The organism is Vibrio sp. 1F279 (assembly GCF_041439815.1).
Taxonomy (GTDB): Bacteria; Pseudomonadota; Gammaproteobacteria; order Enterobacterales; family Vibrionaceae; genus Vibrio; species Vibrio tasmaniensis_A.
The window spans coordinates 1-19269 of record NZ_JBGOOU010000004.1; the positions used below are offsets into that span (position 1 = coordinate 1).

General features: G+C 44.4%; 19 protein-coding genes. 15 read left to right on the top strand and 4 right to left on the bottom strand.

Going from position 1 to position 19269, the window contains the following annotated elements; all coding sequences use genetic code 11:
* From ACED60_RS04460 to ACED60_RS04520, 13 genes are all read left to right on the top strand, one after another.
* Positions 1–970: chemotaxis protein CheW (locus ACED60_RS04460; protein WP_371727016.1), on the top strand; the 970-nt coding region annotated here is incomplete at its 5' end.
* Between the two features lie 70 nt (positions 971–1040).
* Entirely contained in the window at positions 1041–1535 is a 495-nt protein-coding gene (locus ACED60_RS04465) for a chemotaxis protein CheW (protein WP_009848530.1), read from the top strand.
* The gene (locus tag ACED60_RS04470) at positions 1535–2047 is read left to right on the top strand and encodes a DUF2802 domain-containing protein (protein WP_009848529.1); all 513 of its coding nucleotides are present in this window, start codon (positions 1535–1537) and stop codon (positions 2045–2047) included. The genes ACED60_RS04465 and ACED60_RS04470 overlap by 1 nt, the downstream gene beginning before the upstream one ends.
* A gap of 278 nt (positions 2048–2325) precedes the next feature.
* Positions 2326–2943, top strand: a complete 618-nt coding sequence (gene ccmA, locus ACED60_RS04475; RefSeq protein ID WP_012603450.1) for a cytochrome c biogenesis heme-transporting ATPase CcmA — start codon at positions 2326–2328, stop codon at positions 2941–2943.
* A gap of 1 nt (position 2944) precedes the next feature.
* A complete protein-coding gene (ccmB, locus tag ACED60_RS04480; RefSeq protein ID WP_009848527.1) occupies positions 2945–3613 on the top strand; it encodes a heme exporter protein CcmB in 669 nt (222 codons plus the stop codon).
* Positions 3614–3787: 174 nt separating this feature from the next.
* Positions 3788–4528, top strand: coding sequence for a heme ABC transporter permease (locus ACED60_RS04485; RefSeq protein ID WP_009848526.1), 741 nt, complete (start codon positions 3788–3790; stop codon positions 4526–4528).
* Between the two features lie 14 nt (positions 4529–4542).
* A complete protein-coding gene (ccmD, locus tag ACED60_RS04490; RefSeq protein WP_009848525.1) occupies positions 4543–4749 on the top strand; it encodes a heme exporter protein CcmD in 207 nt (68 codons plus the stop codon).
* Entirely contained in the window at positions 4746–5228 is a 483-nt protein-coding gene (gene ccmE / locus ACED60_RS04495) for a cytochrome c maturation protein CcmE (protein ID WP_009848524.1), read from the top strand. Before ccmD ends, ccmE begins: the two co-directional genes overlap by 4 nt.
* Complete coding sequence (locus tag ACED60_RS04500) at positions 5225–7195, top strand: heme lyase CcmF/NrfE family subunit (protein WP_009848523.1); 1971 nt, start codon at positions 5225–5227, stop codon at positions 7193–7195. The genes ccmE and ACED60_RS04500 overlap by 4 nt, the downstream gene beginning before the upstream one ends.
* A 5-nt stretch (positions 7196–7200) precedes the next feature.
* Positions 7201–7752, top strand: a complete 552-nt coding sequence (locus ACED60_RS04505; protein ID WP_009848522.1) for a DsbE family thiol:disulfide interchange protein — start codon at positions 7201–7203, stop codon at positions 7750–7752.
* On the top strand, positions 7749–8237 hold the full coding sequence (locus ACED60_RS04510) for a cytochrome c-type biogenesis protein (RefSeq protein WP_371727017.1): 489 nt from the start codon (positions 7749–7751) through the stop codon (positions 8235–8237). The genes ACED60_RS04505 and ACED60_RS04510 overlap by 4 nt, the downstream gene beginning before the upstream one ends.
* The gene (gene ccmI / locus ACED60_RS04515) at positions 8237–9457 is read left to right on the top strand and encodes a c-type cytochrome biogenesis protein CcmI (protein WP_012603452.1); all 1221 of its coding nucleotides are present in this window, start codon (positions 8237–8239) and stop codon (positions 9455–9457) included. The genes ACED60_RS04510 and ccmI overlap by 1 nt, the downstream gene beginning before the upstream one ends.
* A 118-nt stretch (positions 9458–9575) precedes the next feature.
* Positions 9576–10361 (top strand): VacJ family lipoprotein, encoded by a 786-nt coding sequence (locus ACED60_RS04520; RefSeq protein WP_371727019.1) that lies wholly within the window; start codon positions 9576–9578, stop codon positions 10359–10361.
* 122 nt (positions 10362–10483) lie between these two features.
* Here ACED60_RS04520 and ACED60_RS04525 read toward each other — a convergent pair whose 3' ends face one another.
* The 4 genes from ACED60_RS04525 to ACED60_RS04540 all read right to left on the bottom strand — a co-directional run bounded on the left by ACED60_RS04525 (position 10484) and on the right by ACED60_RS04540 (position 14881).
* Positions 10484–11764, bottom strand: a complete 1281-nt coding sequence (locus ACED60_RS04525; RefSeq protein ID WP_135381269.1) for an outer membrane protein transport protein — start codon at positions 11762–11764, stop codon at positions 10484–10486.
* A gap of 296 nt (positions 11765–12060) precedes the next feature.
* Complete coding sequence (locus ACED60_RS04530) at positions 12061–13314, bottom strand: outer membrane protein transport protein (RefSeq protein WP_012603455.1); 1254 nt, start codon at positions 13312–13314, stop codon at positions 12061–12063.
* 297 nt (positions 13315–13611) lie between these two features.
* A complete protein-coding gene (locus ACED60_RS04535; RefSeq protein WP_009848516.1) occupies positions 13612–14340 on the bottom strand; it encodes a DUF3379 domain-containing protein in 729 nt (242 codons plus the stop codon).
* Positions 14333–14881, bottom strand: a complete 549-nt coding sequence (locus tag ACED60_RS04540; RefSeq protein ID WP_009848515.1) for a sigma-70 family RNA polymerase sigma factor — start codon at positions 14879–14881, stop codon at positions 14333–14335. Before ACED60_RS04540 ends, ACED60_RS04535 begins: the two co-directional genes overlap by 8 nt.
* Positions 14882–15440: 559 nt before the next feature.
* On the opposite strand from ACED60_RS04540, the gene fadI reads away from it, so the two are divergent.
* Together fadI and fadJ are read left to right on the top strand one after the other, a co-directional pair.
* Positions 15441–16748 carry an acetyl-CoA C-acyltransferase FadI gene (fadI, locus tag ACED60_RS04545; RefSeq protein WP_371727020.1) on the top strand — a complete coding sequence of 436 codons (1308 nt, stop codon included), beginning with the start codon at positions 15441–15443 and terminating at the stop codon, positions 16746–16748.
* Positions 16748–18994 (top strand): fatty acid oxidation complex subunit alpha FadJ, encoded by a 2247-nt coding sequence (gene fadJ / locus ACED60_RS04550; RefSeq protein ID WP_371727022.1) that lies wholly within the window; start codon positions 16748–16750, stop codon positions 18992–18994. Before fadI ends, fadJ begins: the two co-directional genes overlap by 1 nt.
* Positions 18995–19269 lie beyond the last annotated feature (275 nt).

Here is a 19269-nt window from a genome sequence, read left to right on the forward strand (position 1 = left end):
GCCAGAGCCAGAGCCAGAGCCAGAGCCAGAGCCAGAGCCAGAGCCAGAGCCAGAGCCAGAGTCACAATTAACGACAAGTCATTATTCAAGCTACGCCGAAATACGCGCTGCAGAATTTGAAGTGCCGAATCTTGAGGATGTTCAGAAACTTCTGAGTCGTTTAGAAGCAACAAATGTTGTCGATGAGCTGAATCTAGATGAGTTGATGGATCAGAACACGCAGCAAATTGCTCAGCAGGCAGACATACAAATGTTTGACGCTGCAGTCGAGTCTGTTCAAGTGTCTGTAGATCCTGAAATTCAAGATTGGGATCTTCCAGAACCTGATTTATCAATTGCTGTAGAGCCACCTGTTGAATCGCAGCAAATTGAAGAGTTACAAGCTGAATCGCTGGAGACGGAGCAAGTAGAAGTTAAGGCTGCTGAACCCGATCTTGAATCTCCTCAAATTGAGCCATTTACCGAACTTGAAACTCAAGCTGGTGGAGCCGGTCAGTTTACATCATGGGAAACGACGGCTAGAACTGAAGATTTTCAAGTGCTGTATTTTGATGTGAACGGTGTGACGTTTGCTGTGCCACTTGATGAGCTCGGGGGTATTCATCGCCTTGAAGAGTTAAGTCATATTATTGGCAAACCTGCTTGGTATTTGGGGCTACAAACTAATCGAGATAGTAAGCTAGACGTGGTTGATACCGCCAAATGGGTGATGCCTGAAAAGCTATTATGTGATGATTATAAAGAGAATTATCAATACATAGTCATGCTTGGCGAAAGCTTATGGGGGCTTGCGAGCACAGAGCTTAAAGGTACCGAGCTGCTTAATACAGATAAAGTACGCTGGCGAGAAACGGCAGGGAAACGGCCATGGCTCGCTGGTATGGTAAAAGAAAAAATGTGTGCTTTGATCCATGTTGAAGCATTAACCGCCATGCTAAATGCAGGGCTAGACGTAAAAGCATTGGGCTAGTACTACGATTGGTACAATATAAGCATCAAGTTAACAACAGTGGTCGGTAACGACGGCAAGAGGATTATCTATGTCTCATATGAGTGAAGTTGAAGTAAGAAAAGATCAAACAAATGATGAAGTACTTCAATGGGTGACATTTCAACTAGAAGAAGAAACTTACGGCATCAATGTAATGCAAGTACGTGAAGTATTGCGTTACAGCGAGATTGCTCCAGTACCGGGTGCTCCAGACTACGTTTTAGGTATTATCAACCTGCGTGGTAACGTTGTTACTGTTATTGACACTCGTTCTCGTTTTGGTTTGATGCAAGGTGAAATCACTGATAACACACGCATTATTGTTATTGAGTCTGAGCGTCAAGTTATTGGCATTTTAGTAGATAGCGTTGCTGAAGTTGTTTACCTGCGTTCTTCTGAAATCGACACGACACCAAGTGTTGGTACTGATGAAAGTGCTAAGTTCATCCAAGGTGTTAGTAACCGTGATGGCAAGCTTCTTATCTTAGTCGATCTGAACAAGCTGTTAAGTGAAGACGAATGGGATGAGATGGCTCACCTGTAATGTTTGAAGCGCTTCCTTTAAACCCTATTGCTCTGATAGTCGGAGTTGGGGTTTTTACGTTATTCATCGTGATTTTGATTAGCAAAGTAAAAAGTGCAATTCAAAAGCAGATCGATACGTCACGCCTGCAAGTTCGTAACTTGGATAAAGAGCTTCAAAAATCGAGTAAGCAATTACTTGAAGTTCGCTCTGTTGTGGTTGGCCTTGGTCAAAAAGTGACGGAACAGCAAGATCTGATAAAACACTTGAATGAACGTATTGTTGAGTTGGAACATGCGGACACCGATGGGCGTTTGTATACACGTGCAACTAAAATGGTTCAGCTTGGTGCTGGGATAAACGAACTGATCGAAGAGTGTGAATTACCTAAGGCAGAAGCTGAGCTGATGATGTCTCTGCAGAATAAGCTCGCAGGTAAGGAAAAAATCCCTTCGTTAAGAAGTAATCCTTCATCGTATGATGAACAACCTGCATCCTCTCGTGATCGCAGAGACCCGACTCGACGTCGTTAAATTTAGCGCTTACTGCGTAATGAGCAATTGATGTTCATCACGCACACCTCTTAAAAGAAGCTTCGGCTTCTTTTTTTGTGCCTGTTATACCTATATAGAACGATGTTTATAAGTATTCGTATCTAATGCAATATCTTGTTTGTTGATGAAAATGTGTAAATTGTGATGCGGTGGTAACAGTTTCTTACGGAGTTTGTTCTTTCGAAAACGCCTAGTCCTGTTTTGTCACCTTATTGGTGTGCTACTATAGCCCTCTCATTACTCGACTAAATTTACCTATGCTAGAAGTCTCAAATTTAACTGCTATTCGTGACGACAGGGTTCTGTTTGAATCGTTGTCTTTTCAATTGAAACCCGGTGAGCTGGTTCAAGTTGAAGGTCGTAACGGTACTGGGAAAACGACACTCCTTAGGATTATCACCGGCTTAGGTGATCGTGATGAAGGCACTATCTCTTGGGATGGTGAGTCCATTGAAACGAGTCGAGATGTGTATCACCAAAATTTGCTTTTTCTTGGTCACCAAACTGGCGTAAAACGCGAGCTTAGTGCCTATGAAAACCTGAGCTTCTATCAATCGATTCACAGCAGTGGAACGAGTAAGGAAGAACTTTACAATGCATTGGCTCAAGTCGGCCTTGCTGGACGAGAAGATGTGCCTGCAGGTCAACTTTCGGCGGGTCAACAGCGCCGTGTAGCATTGGCTCGTCTGTGGTTAAGTAAGCAAATGTTATGGATTCTAGACGAACCGCTGACTGCAATAGACAAGCAGGGTGTTAAGGTTTTGGAGTCTCTTTTTTCTCAGCATGCAGATAACGGTGGCATTGTGTTATTAACCACACACCAAGATATGTTTGCTGATAGCCCGAAACTAAGAAAAATAAAGTTGGGTGAGTAATATGATCTCTTCAATGACAACGATCATCCGACGTGAGCTATTGATCGCATTTCGTCGCCAAGCCGATATCTTTAACCCTCTGTGGTTTTTTATTATTGTCATCACCCTTTTCCCATTGAGTATCGGCCCTGAGCCAAACCTACTTGCACGTATTGCTGCAGGTATTGTTTGGGTAGCGGCTTTGCTTTCTGCATTGCTCTCTTTAGAGCGTTTGTTTCGTGATGATTTTCAAGATGGCGCGCTTGAGCAGATGATGTTGATGCCCATCCCGTTGCAGTTGGTAGTCTTGTCCAAGGTCATAGCGCACTGGTTATTGACAGGGTTACCATTAATATTGATCAGTCCGTTGTTGGCGGTACTGCTGTCCTTGGATTTCGATACTTGGTTATCGGTAGTCTTAACGTTATCGGTCGGTACGCCTGCATTAAGCTTTATTGGTGCGATTGGTGTGGCTTTAACGGTTGGGTTACAAAAAGGTGGTGTGCTGTTAAGTCTGCTTATTTTGCCGTTGTATATCCCAATTCTTATATTTGCTACATCAGCGATTGATGCCGCAGCGTTAGGCGTTGCGTATAACGGACAATTAGCGGTGTTAGGGGCAATGTTAATGGGCGCGATGACGCTCACCCCATTTGCCATCAGTGCAGCACTGAGAGTGAGTGTTAACTAGTTAATTACCTGGTTAAGATTAACTACGCACTCACCAGCACTTTGCATGTTCAAAGTGAACTATTTAAAGCCTTCAAACTCCTAGAGTCACTGAAAGAAGCTGTAAGCCAAATAAATTATAATAATTATAGCTGTGATAGCTGTAAGCAATATGAAGTAAGAGTGAGATTACAACATGTGGAAATGGCTCCATCCCTACGCCAAAGCAGAAACCTCTTATCAGCTTGCTGGTAAACTTCTGCCATGGTTTTCGATCCTAGCGCTATTGTGTCTATCCGCCGGTACTGTATGGGGGCTTGCATTTGCCCCTTCTGATTACCAGCAAGGCGATAGCTTCCGAATTATCTATATCCATGTTCCGTCTGCAATTTGGTCTATGGGTGTATACATGTCGATGGCAATTGCCGCCTTTATCGGTTTGGTATGGCAGGTAAGGCTGTCAGACATGGCTGCGTTGGCTATGGCGCCTATCGGTGCTGTATTTACCTTTATTGCGTTACTAACTGGCGCTGTTTGGGGTAAACCAATGTGGGGTGCTTGGTGGGTTTGGGATGCACGTTTAACCTCAGAGCTGATTCTTCTATTCCTATATTTAGGTGTTATTGCACTGCACCATGCGTTTGACGACCAAAAAACCGCAGCAAAAGCAGCCGGTATTTTGGCCATCGTTGGTGTCATCAACCTACCTATCATTCACTTTTCAGTAGAGTGGTGGAACACACTCCACCAAGGCGCAACAATTACTAAGTTTGATAAGCCTTCTATTTCAAGTGACATGCTATGGCCGCTTCTTCTTAACATCTTCGGTTTTGCCTTTTTCTTTGGTGCTGTGACTATGGTTCGTTTTAGAAACGAAATCATCAGTAAAGAGAGTCACCGTCCATGGGTTCGCAAGCTAGCGGCTAATAAAGCGTAGTAGGGTAGGTAATTATGTATTTTGAATCTCTGAGTGATTTCTTTGCCATGGGTGGCTACGCCTCATATGTATGGAGTGCATTTGGAATCACATTCCTCGCGATGATCATTTTACTGGTCGTAAGCGTTCGTCGTGGTAAGCAATTATTAAATGAAGTACAAGCTAAGATTGACCGTCAAGCTCGTATTGATGCAGCAAAAAATATGGAGAACACTCTATGAACCCAAGACGCAAAAAGAGGCTAGGCATTATCTTAGCGATCTTTTTTGGTATCAGTGCAACTGTTGGATTGATGGTTTATGCACTTAACCAGAACATGGATCTGTTCTATACACCAACCGAGCTCGTCAACGGCAAAGATGGTAAAAAACCTGAAGTGGGTCAACGCTTACGTATTGGTGGCATGGTTGTAGTCGGCTCTGTAAGCCGTGACAATGAATCATTGCGTGTTAGCTTCGATTTGGCTGATGTAGGCCCTAAAGTGACGATTCTATATGATGGCATCCTTCCTGATCTTTTCCGTGAAGGCCAAGGTATTGTTGCTCAAGGTGTCCTTAAGGATGCAACGACAATTGAAGCGTTTGAGGTGTTGGCAAAGCACGATGAAGAATATATGCCTTCTGAAGTTGCTGAAGCAATGAAGAAAACTCATGAGCCTTTGCAATACACGACTGAACAAAAAGAAGGAAATGCTCAATGATAGCCGAGATCGGCCATTTTGCGATGATCCTGTCTTTGGGACTTGCACTGCTGCTAAGCGTGCTCCCACTGTATGGAGCCGCTCGAAATAACACATTATTGATGAACAGTGCACGACCGCTGTCGTGGGGTATGTTCGGATTCCTAGCGATTTCGTTCTTTATCTTGTGTTACGCGTTCTACACAAATGATTTTACGATTCAATACGTAGCAAGTAACTCGAATAGCCAACTACCTTGGTACTACCGAATTACCGCGGTTTGGGGGGCTCATGAAGGCTCACTACTGCTTTGGGTTCTAATCCAAGCGGGTTGGACGGTAGCAGTTGCAACGTTTAGTCGTGGTATGCCTCAAGAGTCTGTGGCTCGCGTACTGGCGATTATGGGTTTAATTACTGTCGGCTTCTTGCTGTTCATTATCGTAACGTCTAACCCGTTTTTACGTACATTGCCTTTCTTCCCTGTTGATGGCCGTGACTTGAACCCACTACTGCAAGATCCGGGTTTGATTATTCACCCGCCAATGCTTTACATGGGTTATGTAGGTTTCTCGGTAGCGTTCTCTTTTGCAATCGCTTCTCTAATGAGCGGTCGTTTAGATACGGCATGGGCTCGTTGGTCTCGTCCTTGGACAATCGCTGCTTGGTTATTCCTAACAGTAGGTATCGCACTTGGTTCATGGTGGGCTTACTACGAACTTGGCTGGGGTGGCTGGTGGTTCTGGGATCCAGTAGAAAACGCTTCATTCATGCCTTGGTTAGCTGGTACTGCTCTAATGCACTCACTAGCGGTAACCGAAAAGCGTGGCACATTTAAAGCTTGGACAGTCTTGCTGGCTATCTCTGCATTCTCACTAAGCTTACTAGGTACATTCTTAGTTCGTTCGGGCATCTTGGTATCGGTTCACGCATTCGCGTCGGATCCTGCCCGTGGTATGTTTATTCTAGGTTTCTTAGTGTTCGTTATCGGTGGTTCACTGTTGTTGTTTGCTGTTAAAGGCGCATCGGTTCGTGTACGTGGTAACTTCGATTTGGTTTCTCGTGAAAACGCGCTACTCGGCAACAACATCCTATTGATTGCTGCACTTGTGGTTGTGTTAGTTGGTACCTTGCTGCCATTAGTTCATAAACAGTTAGGCTTGGGCTCGGTATCTATCGGTGCACCATTCTTTGATATGTTGTTCTTCTGGTTAATGATCCCGTTCTCGTTCCTATTAGGTATCGGTCCACTGATCCGTTGGAAACGTGACAACCTATCTAAGCTCGTTAAACCTATGCTGATCTCAGGTGTATTCTCACTGGGCTTAAGTGCGCTAATGGTTACGATTTTGGCTGACCGTTTCAGCGGTACCGCTTTTGCCGGTTGGGTAATGGCATTCTGGATTATCTTCATGCATGGCTTTGAGCTTCATGAACGTGCGACACACCGTCATACATTCCTGAAAGGCCTGACTAAGCTACCTCGTAGCCACTGGGCGATGATGTGTGGTCACATTGGTTTGGCCGTGACAGTGATTGGTATTGCGATGGTGCAAAACTACAGCATCGAACGTGACGTACGCTTAGCACCAGGTGAAAGCTACCAACTTGAAGAGTACAGCTTCCTGTTTACAGGAGTTCGTGACAAAGATGGCCCTAACTACGATGGTTACATTGCTGACTTTGAAATTACCAAAGAAGGCAAATACATCAACACGCTTCACGCTGAAAAACGTTTCTACACAACCGCTAAGTCGATGATGACAGAAGCGGCGATTGATCGTGGCGTAACGCGCGACCTTTACATCGCAATGGGTGAGCGTTTAGACGACAATAAATCTTGGGCTGTGCGTATCTACTACAAACCATTTGTACGTTGGATCTGGGCTGGTTCTCTGATTATGTCGATTGGTGGTGTTATTGCTATCAGTGACCGTCGTTACCGCTTCCGTAAGCCAACGAAAAAGTCTACTAAAGAGCAGGAGGCTTAATTCGAATGAACAAGAAGATTTTATTCATTCCATTGATTGCGTTCATGGTTCTAGCTGGAATCTTTGCGACTCAATTGATGCGTAACCAGTCGGGTGATGACCCGACTAAACTTGAATCGGTATTGATTGGTAAGCCAGTACCTGAGTTCGGTTTAGAAGACTTAGAGCAACCGGGTAAGTTCCATGATCAAGCTATCTTTAAAGGTGAGCCACTGCTTCTAAATGTGTGGGCGACTTGGTGTCCTACTTGTTATGCAGAGCACTCTTACTTGAATAAGTTAGCGGGTCAAGGCGTTAAGATTATTGGCCTTAACTACAAAGATGATCGCAATAAAGCGGTAGGTTGGTTAAAAGAGCTGGGCAATCCATACTTGATCAGCCTGTTCGATGGTAACGGCATGCTAGGTCTTGACCTTGGTGTGTATGGCGCTCCAGAGACTTTCCTCATTGATGCTAACGGCGTAGTTCGTTATCGCCATGTTGGTGACGTGAACCCAACTAACTGGGCATCGACGCTTGAGCCGATGTACCAAGAGTTGTTGGAGGAAGCGAAATGATTAAGAAGACACTGATTGCTCTATTCGCTACATTTGCTATTTCGGCGACTGTTTCTGCTGCGCCTATCGAATTTCATGAATTTGATACCGTTGCTCAAGAGCAGCAGTTCAAAGAGCTAAGCAACACGCTGCGTTGCCCTAAATGTCAGAACAACACCATTGGTGATTCGAACGCAGAGCTTGCGGTTGATTTACGCCAAAAAGTGTATGAAATGACAAAAGATGGCAAGTCGAAGCAAGACATCATTGATTACATGATTGCTCGCTACGGTAACTTTGTTACTTACAACCCACCACTCACATTAGCCACATCAATCCTTTGGGTTGGTCCGTTTGCGGTAGTCGTGTTTGGTTTCGGTTTGATCATTTTACGAAGCCGAAAGTCAAAGTCGAAAGCAGTAGAGTCAGATAAAGACTGGGATGCAGACAAAGAAGCTCGTTTAAAAGCGTTACTCGATGAAGAGAACGACGGAGATAAGAAGTAATGACTCTATTTTGGATTTCTACCATTATCCTTTCGCTAGCAGCTATTTTCTTAATTGTTCTGCCCTTCATAAATAAGAAGGCGAACAATGATGAAATGCTTCGCGACGAGTTGAACAAAGCATTCTATAAAGATCGTCTCGTTGAGCTCGAAGTAGAAGCAGAAGAAGGCCTTGTTGATAACCAACAAGAGCTGATCGCTGATTTGAAACAGTCTCTACTTGATGATGTACCTGCGCAGAAAGAGATGAAGAAGACCCAAATCTCAACATTGGGCGTCGTAGTACCATCTATTGTCCTAGTCGTGGTTGTTACATATGGTATGTACTTTCAGTTTGGTGCTCTGGATAAAGTCCAACACTGGCAAGAAGTGAGTTCAAACCTTCCTGAGTTGTCTAAAAAGCTAATGTCATCGGAAGGTGGTGCATTAACGGATGATGAACTAGAAGATTTGACTCTGGCACTTCGTACTCGTCTGCACTATCAACCAAAAGATTCGACAGGTTGGTTACTATTAGGTCGTATTGCATTGGCTAACCGCGACGCGGAAACTGCGAAAGATTCGATGCAAAGAGCTTACAAGCTTGAGCCAAAGAATGAAGATGTTCAGCTAGGTTATGCACAAGCATTGATGCTTTCACCTGATGATGCGGATCAAAACCAAGCTCGTTTAATTTTGAGCCGTTTGATTCAAAACGACTATGTTGATCTTCGTGTGTTCTCGTTGCTAGCGTTTGATGCGTTTGAGCGTCAAGACTACCCAGGTGCTGTTAAGTACTGGAGCATCATGCAACAGATGATTGGTCCACAAGACAGTCGCTATGAAATGTTGTCGCGCAGTATTGAAAGTGCACAGAAGAAAATGGGCAATGCTATGGGCGTTGACCAAGGTAAAACTGTTGCTGTAACGCTTGAATTATCTGGTGATGTGAATGCTGCCCCTAGTTCAGTGTTAGTTGTATCAGTGCACAGAGCTGACGGCTCACCAATGCCGATTGCTGCGGCTCGTTATCCGCTAGGAACTTTCCCTCGTACTGTCGTTCTTGATGATGGCAACAGCATGTTGGAAGGGCAGAAGCTGTCCAGCCTTGAAACTCTAATGGTTAGAGCTAGGCTTGATACAGATGGTAACGTTTCAACTCGAGACGGTGATTGGTACGGTGAAAGTGAAGTGGTTGAACTGGGTGCCCCAGTTACCATTGATATCAACAAGCAATATTAATCATTACTTTGCATAGGTGTTAGCTATTCCGATTTATTAAAAAACGGTATAGACTTACGCAACCAATTGAGGCCAGCGATTGCTGGCCTTTTTTATTATTCCTTATGGAAAAGGTGATATGTCTATCAGTGTTTTAAGACTTTCGAGTTTACTCTTCATCGCAAGCTTAACGGTAGGTTGTTCGAGCGTACCAGATGAAAGCAATGGCGGTGATAATTTCGAAACCTCTGAATATGTCGAAGAGTCCCATCCGAACGACCCTTTTGAAGGTTTCAACCGAGCGATATGGGATATCAACTACGAGTATCTCGACCCTTATTTGGTTCGACCTGTTTCTCTTGCCTATGTTGACTATACCCCTGTACCAATTCGCTCTGGTATTTCCAATTTTTTAGCCAACTTAGATGAGCCATCAAGTATGCTAAATAATCTCATTATGGGTAATGGTGGGAAAGCGCTCGATCATTTCAATCGTTTTTGGATTAACTCTACCTTTGGTCTTCTTGGTCTGATTGATATTGCTAGCGAAGCGGGGATCACCAAATATGACGAAAAGTCGTTTTCTGATGCGATTGGTCATTATGGGGTAGGGAATGGACCGTATTTTATGCTGCCGGGATATGGCCCTGTGACGACCCGACAAGTAACAGAGCAAGTGGATAGCTTATATGTACCTTTGTCTCTGTTTACCTTTTGGGCAAAGTTAGGGAAGTGGGCCTTTGAAGGTATGGAAACACGTGCTCAGTTGGCCTCGCAAGAAGCCTTATTGGATGACTCTCCAGATCCATATGCTTTGACTCGTGATATTTACATCCAACGTCAAGATTTTAAAGCTGAGATCGAGCCAGAAGAGGTTGATCTTGAGGAAGAAGATTTCATTGATGAGTATCTCGAAGATTACTAGAGACAAAGCTTAGATAAGCAGATAAGAGAAAGGCTCGATGTTAATTCAACATCGAGCCTTTTTAATGCTTTCTACTTTTCTACCTTTCGGTAAGAAGGTAAGTAGATAATTAGGTAACTAGCCTAGAAGCGGTAGTTAGCTTGGATACCGACTAACCAGATGCTGCCTGAAACCTCGCCGTCGAAACGGCCACCAAAGGCATCCGCTCCAGGTTTTTGTTGTGTTCCTGGATCTGATTCATGCATTTTCGCGTCTTTCGCTAGAATGTAAGTGAAGCCAGCATCCAGAGTTAGCTGCTCAGACCATTGGTAGCCCGCACCGATACTTAACCAAGTACGGTCTGTTTCTGGAATCGTCGCAGTGCGGTGTTCTGTACTTACCGCTGATGTGTCATATGCGATACCAGAACGTAGTGCTAGCTTAGGCGTCATTTGGTAAGTGGTACCGATAGCAAAACGGTAGTTGTCTTCCCAGTTCTCTTGCTTGATCTCTACGCTTTTTTCGCCAGGGAAATCAGCAACAAGCTCTTTAAAGCTGCTCCAGTTTGTCCAGTTAATACTCGCGTGAACCGCTACTGTGTCTGTCAGTTGATGGAAACTTGCAAGTTCTGCTGTTGCCGGAAGAGCGAGATCCATTGAACCACTCTTGTGCGCTACTGGGTTTGTTGGGTTGAAGCCAATACCCTTAGCGTAACCTTCTAAAGTCAGGTCAACTTCTGATTTGTAGGTAAAGCCAAGGCGGTTGTCTTCATTAATATCCCAAGCGGTACCAACTTGCCAACCCCATGCTGTATCATCACCTTCCATGTATTTCAGAGTTGTTCCCACAGGTAAAGTAGAAGCAGCAGTCGCACCAAAGCTACCTTCAGCCATGATGTAACGTACACCACCACCAATAGAAACACTCTCTAGCACTTGGTATGCAGCATTCAGGTTCAGCTCCATAGTAGTCACACTTGCTTCGTTACCATGGTTTGCACCGCCGAAGTCTTTACCTAGGTCCGTTGCCATACCGTAGTTTGTGCCTGCAGCAAAACCCAACGCAAATTTTTCGTTGTACTTATGAGAAGCATAAAAGTTTGGAATAAAAGCACTGTGCGCGAAGTCACTAGAGTTTGATGCTGTTGTACCACTGCGAGTTGTAGAAGTCCCTTCAATATCAATATTTGGGTCAACGTAGATACCACCAACAGAAACCTGTGTGCCTTCTAGGTAAGTCAGCATAGCAGGGTTACGCCATTGCGCGTCTGCACCGTCAGCCATTGCTGCTTCACCAGCGTAAGCACGGCCTAAGCCTGTTGCTGAGTATTCTGCTAGTTGAAAACCTGCCGCGTTAGTTACGGTAGAAGTCGAAAGTAATCCAACTGCCACTGCAGCAGATAGAAGAGTTTTATTCATTTTCATTATTATGTTCACTGAATCATAAGTATTTAGTGGCGTGATTCTACTTTTAGAGTTATTACTTTAAAAATGAAATTCGAATAAAACAGTGTTTTAGGGATTAAATGAGCAAATGTGTTTAATTATTAGAGAAATCATCTAAATGTTTCGGCTGTGTTGCGAAGTTTGAGCGTACACCTGTAGCTGTATATTTGCTCTGCAGGCTACAGTTGTAAGCTTAAATTTAGGTTGGTCAGTGGTTTAGGAAAACAAAAAAGGGTCGCACAATGCGACCCTTTGGGATTATAGCTAACTTTATATTAGAAGCTGCGGCTGTACTGAAGACCTAATAGGATTGCATCAGCATGTGTCGTCGCTGTTAGTGGCGTACCTGAAGAGGTTTCTGAAACCTTCACATCGTCACCTAACAAGTATGTAAAGCCGAAGTCTACGTTTGAAGCGGTATCAATGTGGTAAGTGAAACCAGCAGAGAACCACTGACGGTCTGAATCCGGAACAGAGATAGATGTCAGTTCGTCTTGCGCACTGGTGTCATACATGTAACCGGTACGTAGTGTCCACGTATCGTTTAGGTAGTAAGTACCACCAATTGCGTAGTGCCAACCATCTTGCCATTTGTATTCCTTATTGTAAGCGCCTTTGATCGCACCTTGAGATAGGTTTTGGAATTCGATCTGGTCGAAATCACCCCAGCCGATCCACTGTACAGAGTAGTGAACTGCGAACTTAGTATCTTCAATTTTGTGGAAACCAGAGAATTCAGCGATGTCTGGTAGTGGTAGCGTGATTTCTTGGCCCTTGTCATCTTTAGCGGTGATTTCAGGGCTGTAACGGTAAGATAGACCAAAACGGTTGTTTTCATCTAGCTCATAAACAGTACCAACGTTAAAGCCAACAGCCCAACCATCAGCTTTGTCGACGTTTAATAAAGGAGTGCCTGCTGGTGGAATTCCCTTAGATGCATCTCCAGGGCCAAAACCAGCGCCAGCGGTACGTTTCATCGTACCTTGACCATAAATAAGGTCTAAACCTGCACCGAAGCTCCATTGGTCGTCTAGTCGGTAAGATCCTGCAAGACCAAAGTTGACGCTCTTAACATCCGTTAAGCCACCGTATTCAGCTGCCGGGTAGTTGTTGTCAAACTCTGTTTTAGTACCGAAGTTTGAGTAGGCATTGATACCCCAAGCAAATTTATCATTTACTGGAACGATTAAGTGGATGTTAGGCGCGATTGATGTGTCACCTACATCATCAGTATTATTTACCGGAACTTTGCCACCAACGTAGTTAACGTCGTTGACTTCAATCATTGAAGTGATGCTTTCAAAACCAAGAGATAGCTCAGTTTTATCAAATAGTGCCATTGCTGCAGGGTTACGTGCCATTACTGACGCGTTATCTGCGATTACTGCATCACCAGCAAAAGCACGGCCGATGCCGGTTGCTGATTGTGCGTTAAGTTGGAAACCTGCTGCCATCGCTTGCGAAGATGCCAGTGTGATTGTTACTGCTAAAAGAGACTTTTTAAACAGACGCGTGTTGTTGGTAGTCATTCATTTATTCCTTTATATATCCGCCTCTACAGGGCGATTAATTTGAGCAATTGCTCAATGTTGGCTGATCCTATTCGGAAGTATACGATATACAAATCCGACCATTGGAAATTTTGAGGGTAAAATTATGGAAATGACGCCTATCTGGCACGAAAATGGAGAGAAATGCTGTTTTTTAGAGTTTTAACTCTAGAGGTATTGGTGTGGTGAATGGTTTTGCGATTTATTGATAAATAAAGCCCAGCAATATCAGTGATATGCTTGCTGGGCCTTTTGTTACGGGGCTTTGAGAGCAAATTAGCTCATTGGTTTGATCATTTTTGTCAGCTTTTCGGCGATTTTAGAGACATCCTCGCCATCTTCCCCTACAAGGATCAAACTGCTGCCATCGATCGGTGTTACCGAGCCTGACATGCCTTTTTCATCAAAGTCGATAGACTTGTCAGTCGGAATGCCAGTTAAAAACAGCGTGACTTTGCCTTTTTCGCCTTGGAAAACCATGTGCATTGCGTTGGATTTGCCAAAACCACAGTGGTTCAGGTAATAGACGTGGTAAGGGAAGGCTTCATCAAACTGAAAAGCAAACGGGTTCATTTTTGCGTTGATTTGTTGAGATGATACATTTTCATCAAGTGCACTAACGAAGCTCTTTTCATCAACAACATGTTTCATTGCAGTATCCGCCAAGCTTGCTTGAGCTGGAGATACCAACGCGTTGCTCCAGTTGACTTGACCAACCAATAAACCTGCAACGAATGCCACAGAAGCAGCCATTGCCATCGCTCGTCGAGCAAACGTAGGCCTTACTACTTTGCTCTCTTCGCTTGAGGTCTGATTGAATAGGATACGATCTGCCAGATCGTCTGGCACATCCACATTCAATGCTGAATGGATTTGCTTATCAAGTGATAGTACATCGTCTAAGAAATTACTATTGGCTTCACTATTCGCTGCTGCATCAATAATGTCTTGTGTACGTTGCTTAGGTTCCGACAATACACGACGACGAAATTCCAAATCATCCATTATGTTGCCCCCTCTCTGCCTCTTCTGTATCCAGCATCTCTTTCAACTGATTTCGAGCTCTGAATAAACGTGTCATCACCGTATTTTTGTTAAGATCGAGAATATCGGCGATCTCATCACCACTAAAACCACCAATCACTTGTAAGAAGAGGGGTTCACGGTATTCGATTTCAAGTTTCATGATCTGCGCTTGCAACCATTGGTGTTGATGATGTGGGTCATCACTGATGCTAGCATCGTTACCATGATCGTCGATATCAACCAGATCAAATTGTTTGCGTTCAAAACGTCGAGCATTCTCGCGGCGCAAGATAGTAATCAGCCATGACTTTGCGGCTTTTTCATCTTGTAGGCTATCGAGTGACTTCCATGCACGAAGGCAAGTTTCTTGAACTAAATCTTCGGCAATGCTTTTGTCTTTGCATAGCCAATAGGCATAGCGAAAGAGGTCACGATGATAGGCGCGCACGAGTGCTTCGTATTTTCTTTGTTTGTCCATATCAGAGTTGACCGGACGCTTGGCTGTTTTCTTTCCAAACATTTTTATTATTGACACACGAGCCTCCATAATTGCTCTGCGTATAGCTGTCTTCTATACGTTGTGCTTCGTTACATATGCTGTTTCGTTTTTAGGGCTAACGTCGGCAGGAAGTCGTAAAATCACATTAAAATTGATCTACTTCAAAATTTAAGCCCTCGAAAACGCTATAGTACACCTTGTCGTCTAGTTAGTCATTCGTGGCTAGCATGTTGAGCAAGACGACACTTCCTTTTGAAGGCTGACTTTACTTTCTCCTAATCAGGAAACTGATTATTTCAATTGGCGTTAAGTTAATTGCTTTATATACATTCCGACCACACAGTTTTGTGTGGTTTTTTTTTGCCTCAAGAAAACCATTCCTTACATAGCGATAACAGCTTTGCTTGCAATAGTTTAGTATCTTACGACAACCTTTCCCTCAAAAAGGTTCGCCTGAATGTTCAGTTAGATTTTCAAGCAGTGGGGTACTCGTATCACGTTTATTTAAACGCCTGTTTGATTTAATTAACAACTTGTTTACAATGATTCAGGTCAGACCTCTTAACCTTAAGGAGAAACCATGGGCAAACAGGAAGTCAAAACGCGTTCTGGAGAACGTGTTGCCGTTGTCGCTGGACTACGAACCCCATTCGCTCGTCAGAGCTCAGAATTTAGCCAAGTGCCTGCGGTTGACCTAGGCAAAATGGTGGTGAGCGAAATGCTTGCAAGAACTGATGTCGATCCTGCGCTTATCGAACAAGTCGTGTTCGGGCAAGTAGTGCAAATGCCAGAAGCACCGAACATTGCACGTGAAATCGTGCTGGGTACAGGCATGGACATTAATACTGATGCCTACAGTGTGACGCGAGCATGTGCGACTAGCTTCCAAGCTGCAGTCAACGTGACCGAGAGCATTATGGCTGGCACGATTGATGTTGGTATTGCGGGCGGCGCGGATTCTTCTTCTGTATTGCCAATCGGTGTTTCGAAAAAGTTAGCGGCGAACTTATTAGCACTGAGTAAAACGAAAACCATAGGTCAAAAACTGAAGATTCTTAAAACATTTTCAGTCAAAGATTTGATGCCAGTACCACCAGCAGTCGCAGAATACTCGACAGGTTTGTCTATGGGACAAACTGCTGAGCAGATGGCTAAGACACATGGTATTACTCGCGAAGCTCAAGATGCACTTGCTCACCGTTCTCACTCTTTGGCTTCTCAAGCATGGAAAGAAGGCAAGATTAAAGACGAAGTGATGACGGCATTCCCCGCGCCTTATAAAAAGTACCTAGCAGAAGACAACAACATTCGCCACGACTCAACGGTTGAAGGTTACGCTAAATTGCGCCCTGCATTCGACAGACAATACGGCAGTGTAACGGCAGCCAATGCCACGCCTCTTACCGATGGCGGTGCCGCAGTGATGTTGATGCGCGAAGGAAAAGCGAAAGAGCTAGGCTTAGAAGTGCTTGGTTACATTCGTGGTTACGCGTTCTCAGCGATTGGTGTTGAAACGGATATGCTGATGGGGCCGACGTACGCGACCTCTCAAGTATTGAAGAACACAGGACTAGAATTATCAGACCTAACACTTATCGAGATGCACGAAGCGTTTGCAGCTCAAGTTCTGGCTAACGTCAAAATGTTCGCAAGCGATGAATTTGCTCAGAAGAATCTTGGCCGTGACAAAGCGATCGGTGAGATTGATATGGAGAAGTTCAACGTGCTGGGTAGCTCAATTGCTTACGGACACCCGTTTGCAGCGACTGGCGCGCGTATGATGACTCAGACACTGCGTGAACTTAAACGTCGTGGTGGTGGCCTAGCATTGAATACTGCTTGTGCGGCTGGTGGCTTAGGTGCAGCAATGATCTTGGAGGTGGAATAATGTCTACGACTCTTGATGTGAAAAAAGAAAAGAAAGCAGTCAAAAAAACGGGTTCAAAGCCAGTGACTGTATCTAAAAGTGATAAGACGGTTTCAAATGATGAAGCCGTAAAACCGGCGACCGCGTTTTCTTTAACTATCGATGACCAAGATATTGCATGGCTTGCGATCGATGTACCAAACGAAAAAATGAACACGCTACAAGCGGCATTTGCCGAAGAAATGAAAGCAATCTTCGAGCAGTTGAAGGAAAAGCAAAGCCGAGTTAAAGGCTTAATCGTTCATTCATTGAAGCCAGATAATTTTATTGCTGGCGCTGACGTACGAATGCTTGATGCTTGCAAGACAGCAGATGAAGCGCAATCTCTTGCTCGTCAGGGGCAGGAGATGTTCCAAGCACTTTCTGATTTGCCTTATCCTGTTGTTGCAGCGATTCACGGCCCATGTTTAGGTGGTGGCTTAGAGCTGGCACTATCGTGTGATTACCGCGTATGTACTGATTCAGATAAGACTCGCTTAGGTCTGCCAGAAGTCCAACTTGGTCTGTTACCAGGATCTGGTGGTACGCAACGTCTTCCTCGTCTTATCGGTTTACTGCCTTCTCTTGACCTTATTCTTACGGGTAAGCAACTGCGCGCTAAAAAAGCGAAATCGCTAGGTGTCGTGGATGCTTGTGTGCCAGAAACTATCTTGCTGGAAGTGGCTAAGAGCTTTGTTGAAAAGAACTCAGGCGGGAAAAAAGGTAAGCGCTTGGCGTCTAAAAGCCAAGCTTCGGCCAAAGAAAAACTAATTTCACGTACGGGTCTTGGTCGCAAGGTTATTTTTGAACAGGCTTCAAAGAAGACCAATCAGAAAACACGCGGTAATTACCCAGCCGCTGATGCGATTCTTGATGTGATTCGTTATGGCTTAGAGAACGGCTTTGATAAAGGTCTTCAGTACGAAGCGAAGCGTTTCTCTGAATTGGTGATGACCGCAGAATCCAAAGCCCTTCGTTCGATTTTCTTTGCAACGACTGAAATGAAAAAAGAACACGGCGCAGACGCAGAACCGAAAGCGGTTAAGCGTGTTGGTGTGCTAGGTGGCGGTCTAATGGGCGCTGGTATCAGCCACGTCAGTGTTGCTAAAGCGAAAGTACCGGTTCGTATTAAAGATGTGTCTAATGAAGGTGTGCTCAATGCACTTAACTACAATTACAAGTTGTTCGATAAGCAACGTAAACGTCGTATTCTGAGCCGAGCTGGCCTTGAGAGTAAGATGTTACAACTGTCTGGTGGCATCGACTTTACGAGTTTTAACCACACGGATGTGGTGATTGAAGCGGTATTTGAAGATCTCGACCTTAAGCAATCAATGGTTGCAGACATTGAAGCCAATGCCAAGTCAGAGACTATCTTTGCGACCAACACGTCTTCACTGCCAATCCATAAGATTGCAGAGAAGGCGCAGCGACCAGAAAACGTAGTCGGTCTTCACTACTTCAGCCCAGCAGAAAAAATGCCACTGGTTGAAGTTATTCCTCATGAAACAACGTCAGAAGAGACGATTTCGACGGTTGTTGCATTAGCGAAGAAGCAAGGTAAAACACCGATTGTTGTTAAAGATACGGCTGGCTTCTACGTAAACCGTATTCTTGCTCCATACATGAATGAAGCTGCGCATCTGTTATTGGCAAATGAGCCGATTGAAAAGCTCGACAGCACGTTGCTGGACTTTGGTTTCCCGGTTGGCCCAATTACTTTGTTAGACGAAGTCGGTGTTGATATCGGTGCGAAGATCATCCCGACTCTAGTTAATGAATTAGGCGAACGTTTCCAAGGCCCTGATGTGTTCGACATTCTTTTGAATGACAACCGTAAAGGCCGTAAGAGTGGCAAAGGTTTCTACACTTACAAAGGTAAGAAGAAGGAAGTCGATAAGTCAGTTTACAAACTGCTTAAGCTGCAACCTGAACCTAAGCTAAGCGATAACGACATCGCAATGCGTTGTGTGTTACCGATGCTCAACGAAGCGGTTCGTTGTTTGGATGATGGCATTATCCGTAGCCCTAGAGATGGCGATATTGGTGCTATTTTCGGTATCGGCTTCCCGCCATTCCTAGGTGGTCCGTTCCGTTATATGGATCAAATCGGTATTAAGTCACTGGTAGAGATGATGAACGACTTCGCTAAGAAGTACGGTGATCGTTTTGCGCCATGTGATGGCCTACTGACACGTGCTGGATTGGATGAGTCTTTTTATAAGTAACTCTTTCGATTAGTAACTTTCTAGCACTTTGATTATAAAGCCCGTATCAAGCAATTGATGCGGGCTTCATTTTTATGGGAGTATTCGAGAGGCAGGAGATTCCCGATTCAGTCGCTCCTCCTTCTCGGGAATGACGATTGAGATGTAACAAGTAAGCTATTGTGTTGATTAGGAAGGTGGTCAACACACCTCAATCAAAACTACCGTCATCTCCTAAAGCGACGAAGGAGCGTAATAGGAGATCTGCTCTTGTGCTGCATTCAATAAAAAAGGTT

Bases quoted from the DNA above. Each gene is read 5' to 3' on its own strand.
- ACED60_RS04465 (WP_009848530.1), top strand. From the start codon at position 1,041: ATGTCTCATATGAGTGAAGTTGAAGTAAGAAAAGATCAAACAAATGAT.
- ACED60_RS04500 (WP_009848523.1), top strand. From the start codon at position 5,225: ATGATAGCCGAGATCGGCCATTTTGCGATGATCCTGTCTTTGGGACTT.
- ccmE (WP_009848524.1), top strand. From the start codon at position 4,746: ATGAACCCAAGACGCAAAAAGAGGCTAGGCATTATCTTAGCGATCTTT.
- ACED60_RS04485 (WP_009848526.1), top strand. From the start codon at position 3,788: ATGTGGAAATGGCTCCATCCCTACGCCAAAGCAGAAACCTCTTATCAG.
- ACED60_RS04520 (WP_371727019.1), top strand. From the start codon at position 9,576: ATGTCTATCAGTGTTTTAAGACTTTCGAGTTTACTCTTCATCGCAAGC.
- ccmD (WP_009848525.1), top strand. From the start codon at position 4,543: ATGTATTTTGAATCTCTGAGTGATTTCTTTGCCATGGGTGGCTACGCC.
- ACED60_RS04525 (WP_135381269.1), bottom strand. From the start codon at position 11,764: ATGAAAATGAATAAAACTCTTCTATCTGCTGCAGTGGCAGTTGGATTA.
- fadI (WP_371727020.1), top strand. From the start codon at position 15,441: ATGGGCAAACAGGAAGTCAAAACGCGTTCTGGAGAACGTGTTGCCGTT.
- fadJ (WP_371727022.1), top strand. From the start codon at position 16,748: ATGTCTACGACTCTTGATGTGAAAAAAGAAAAGAAAGCAGTCAAAAAA.
- ACED60_RS04505 (WP_009848522.1), top strand. From the start codon at position 7,201: ATGAACAAGAAGATTTTATTCATTCCATTGATTGCGTTCATGGTTCTA.
- ACED60_RS04535 (WP_009848516.1), bottom strand. From the start codon at position 14,340: ATGGATGATTTGGAATTTCGTCGTCGTGTATTGTCGGAACCTAAGCAA.
- ccmB (WP_009848527.1), top strand. From the start codon at position 2,945: ATGATCTCTTCAATGACAACGATCATCCGACGTGAGCTATTGATCGCA.
- ACED60_RS04510 (WP_371727017.1), top strand. From the start codon at position 7,749: ATGATTAAGAAGACACTGATTGCTCTATTCGCTACATTTGCTATTTCG.
- ACED60_RS04540 (WP_009848515.1), bottom strand. From the start codon at position 14,881: ATGTTTGGAAAGAAAACAGCCAAGCGTCCGGTCAACTCTGATATGGAC.
- ACED60_RS04470 (WP_009848529.1), top strand. From the start codon at position 1,535: ATGTTTGAAGCGCTTCCTTTAAACCCTATTGCTCTGATAGTCGGAGTT.
- ccmA (WP_012603450.1), top strand. From the start codon at position 2,326: ATGCTAGAAGTCTCAAATTTAACTGCTATTCGTGACGACAGGGTTCTG.
- ACED60_RS04530 (WP_012603455.1), bottom strand. From the start codon at position 13,314: ATGACTACCAACAACACGCGTCTGTTTAAAAAGTCTCTTTTAGCAGTA.
- ccmI (WP_012603452.1), top strand. From the start codon at position 8,237: ATGACTCTATTTTGGATTTCTACCATTATCCTTTCGCTAGCAGCTATT.